This is a genomic window from Aeromicrobium sp. PFPM2_SD2, assembly GCF_057364525.1.
The window spans coordinates 1-2,948 of the sequence record NZ_JBNFNZ010000313.1 but is presented as its reverse complement, the minus strand read 5'-3'; the positions used below and the strand labels follow the sequence as shown (position 1 = coordinate 2,948).

Here is a 2,948-nt window from a genome sequence, read left to right as displayed (position 1 = left end):
CCCGGGCGGCAGGACGAGGTGCGGCGGGACCGTCCGGAACCCAGTCAGGCCGTCCACGAGCAGCGCGGTCAGCCCGCCGAGCGCCGCCGTCGGTCCGGTGGACGCCAGCGCGACCCGCAGGAGCTCGTCGGCCCCGAGCGGACCGTTGTGCGTCACCACCACGCCACGGCACGGGGACTGCCACAGCCCTCGGGCCAGCCGATGACGGACGGCCGGACGTCCCCAGCGGGCGTGGGCCTCGGCGGTGCGCAGGACGTCGGTCATCCCGCGACCCTGCCCCCGCCTGCTCGTCCGCCGCCCGTCGTCGTCCACAACCGGATGGGGCGCGACGCACCTTCCTGCGTCCGGGCGGTCCCGGCGACCCGAACGCATGAAGATGCGTGCCCGCCACGACCCGAACGCATGAAGATGCGTCCACCTGCCGGGATTACCGGCCGGGCGGGACGAGCGCCTACGCTGGGAGGCATGTCCGTCGAGTCCGTGTTCCCCCGCCTCGAGCCCCTCCTGCCGAGCATCAGCAAGCCGATCCAGTACGTCGGCGGCGAGCTGAACAGCACCGTCAAGGAGTGGGACTCCGCGCAGGTGCGGTGGGCCCTCATGTACCCCGACGCGTACGAGGTCGGCCTGCCCAACCAGGGCGTCCAGATCCTCTACGAGATCCTCAACGAGCGTGACTGGATCCTGGCCGAGCGCACCTACGCCGTCCTGCCCGACATGGAGCAGGTCATGCGCACCCACGGCATCCCGCAGTTCACCGTCGACAGCCACCGTCCGGTCGCCGCGTTCGACGTGCTGGGCCTGAGCTTCTCCACCGAGCTCGGCTACACCAACATGCTCACCGCGCTCGACCTCGCGGGCGTCCCGCTCCACAGCGCCGACCGCACCGACGAGCACCCGATCGTCCTCGCCGGCGGCCACAGCGCCTTCAACCCCGAGCCGGTCGCCGACTTCCTGGACGCCGCCGTGCTGGGCGACGGCGAGGAGATCGTCCTGGCCATCAGCGACGTCTCCGCGAGTGGAAGGCCGAGGGCCGCCCCGGCGGACGCGACGAGGTGCTGCTGCGCCTGGCCAAGTCCGGCGGCGTCTACGTGCCCCGCTTCTACGACGTCACGTACCTGCCCGACGGCCGCATCGAGAAGGTCGTGCCGAACCGTCCCGGCGTGCCGTGGAAGGTCGCCAAGCACACGCTCATGGACCTGGACGCGTGGCCGTACCCCAAGAACCCGCTCGTGCCGCTGGCCGAGACCGTCCACGAGCGGTTCAGCGTCGAGATCTTCCGCGGCTGCACGCGCGGCTGCCGCTTCTGCCAGGCCGGCATGATCACCCGCCCGGTGCGCGAGCGCTCGCTGCAGGGCATCGGCGAGATGGTGCAGAACGGCCTGGACAAGACCGGCCTGGACGAGGTCGGACTGCTCAGCCTCTCCAGCGCCGACCACACCGAGATCGGCGAGCTCGCCACCCAGCTGGCCGACCGCTACGAGGGCTCCAACACGTCGCTGAGCCTGCCGAGCACGCGCGTGGACGCCTTCAACATCACGCTGGCCAACGAGTTCAGCCGCAACGGCCGTCGCTCCGGCCTGACGTTCGCGCCGAGGCGGCAGCGAGCGCCTGCGCAAGGTCATCAACAAGATGGTGACCGAGGAGGACCTCATCCGGACCGTCGCCGCCGCGTACTCGCACGGCTGGCGCCAGGTGAAGCTGTACTTCATGTGCGGCCTGCCGACCGAGACCGACGAGGACGTCCTGCAGATCGGCGAGCTGGCCAAGAAGGTCATCGAGACCGGCCGCGAGGTGTCCGGCCGCAAGGACATCCGCTGCACCGTGTCCATCGGCGGCTTCGTGCCCAAGCCGCACACGCCGTTCCAGTGGGCCGCCCAGCTCGACCACGAGACCACCGACGAGCGCCTGCGCAAGCTCCGCGCCTCGGTGCAGTCGGACAAGAAGTTCGGCCGCGCGATCGGCTTCCGCTACCACGACGGGAAGCCGGGCACGATCGAGGGACTGCTGTCGCGCGGCGACCGCCGGGTCGGCAAGGTCGTCGAGGCCGTCTGGCGCGACGGCGGCCGCTTCGACGGCTGGAGCGAGCACTTCAGCTTCGAGCGCTGGTCCGAGCAGGCCGCGCTGGCCCTGGCCGGCACGGGCGTCGACCTGGACTGGTACACGACCCGCGAGCGCGACTACGACGAGGTGCTCCCGTGGGACCACCTCGACTCGGGCCTGGACCGCGACTGGCTGTGGGAGGACTGGCAGGACGCGCTCAACGCCGACGACTCGGTCGAGGTCGAGGACTGCCGCTGGACGCCCTGCTACGACTGCGGCGTCTGCCCGGCCATGGACACCGACATCCAGATCGGCCCCACGGGCAAGAAGCTGCTCCCGCTCAGCGTGGTCTGAGTCGCGGTCCCCGGGCGTCCTAGGACGTCCGGGACCGGATCTGAGGTAGCCCCGGCGCGCGTCTAGGACGCTTGCCCGATGTGGCCGGGGTGCCTCAGCGACGAGATTGAAGGTGTTCCGAAGGAGGACACCATGTACACCGATCTCTTCGCCCTCAACCAGGCCGCCGAGCGCGAGCGCGAGCTGGCCATGCTCCTCGAGCGCCGCCGGACGGTGGCCGAGCGCAACGGCACCGGCACCCGCCGCCGGACGCACCGCCGCCCGTTCCTGTCGTTCCGTCGGCGCGCGGTGGCACACTGAGCGCCGTGCTGCCCGGTGTCTCGTCCGTCCTGGTCGGACGCCAGGCTGCGCTCGGCACCCTCACCGACGCCCTCGAGGCCAGCCGCGAGCGGCTCCGCGCCGTCGTGGTCTCCGGCGAGGCCGGCATCGGCAAGTCCCGTCTCGTCGACGAGCTGTGCCGCCGCGCCGGCGACCGGCACGTCCTGCGCGGCCAGTGCGTCGACTTCGGCGGTGACTCGCTGCCCTACGCGGCGCTCGGCGACGTGGCCCGGCAG

General features: G+C 71.6%; 3 protein-coding genes and 1 pseudogene. 3 read left to right on the top strand and 1 reads right to left on the bottom strand.

Translation table 11 applies throughout. From position 1 onward, the window contains the following. Positions 1-264: hypothetical protein (locus tag AC2W7G_RS12730; protein ID WP_485868765.1), on the bottom strand; the 264-nt coding region annotated here is incomplete at its 3' end. Between the two features lie 201 nt (positions 265-465). Here AC2W7G_RS12730 and AC2W7G_RS12725 point away from each other — a divergent pair. From AC2W7G_RS12725 to AC2W7G_RS12715, 3 genes and pseudogenes are all read left to right on the top strand, one after another. Continuing rightward, positions 466-2,394, top strand: a pseudogene (locus AC2W7G_RS12725) (TIGR03960 family B12-binding radical SAM protein). Between the two features lie 132 nt (positions 2,395-2,526). Further along, positions 2,527-2,694 (top strand): hypothetical protein, encoded by a 168-nt coding sequence (locus AC2W7G_RS12720; protein WP_485868764.1) that lies wholly within the window; start codon positions 2,527-2,529, stop codon positions 2,692-2,694. A 5-nt stretch (positions 2,695-2,699) separates the two neighbouring features. Next, the coding region (locus tag AC2W7G_RS12715) for an ATP-binding protein (protein WP_485868763.1) at positions 2,700-2,948 on the top strand (249 nt) is incomplete at its 3' end.

Bases quoted from the DNA above. Each gene is read 5' to 3' on its own strand.
- AC2W7G_RS12720 (WP_485868764.1), top strand. From the start codon at position 2,527: ATGTACACCGATCTCTTCGCCCTCAACCAGGCCGCCGAGCGCGAGCGC.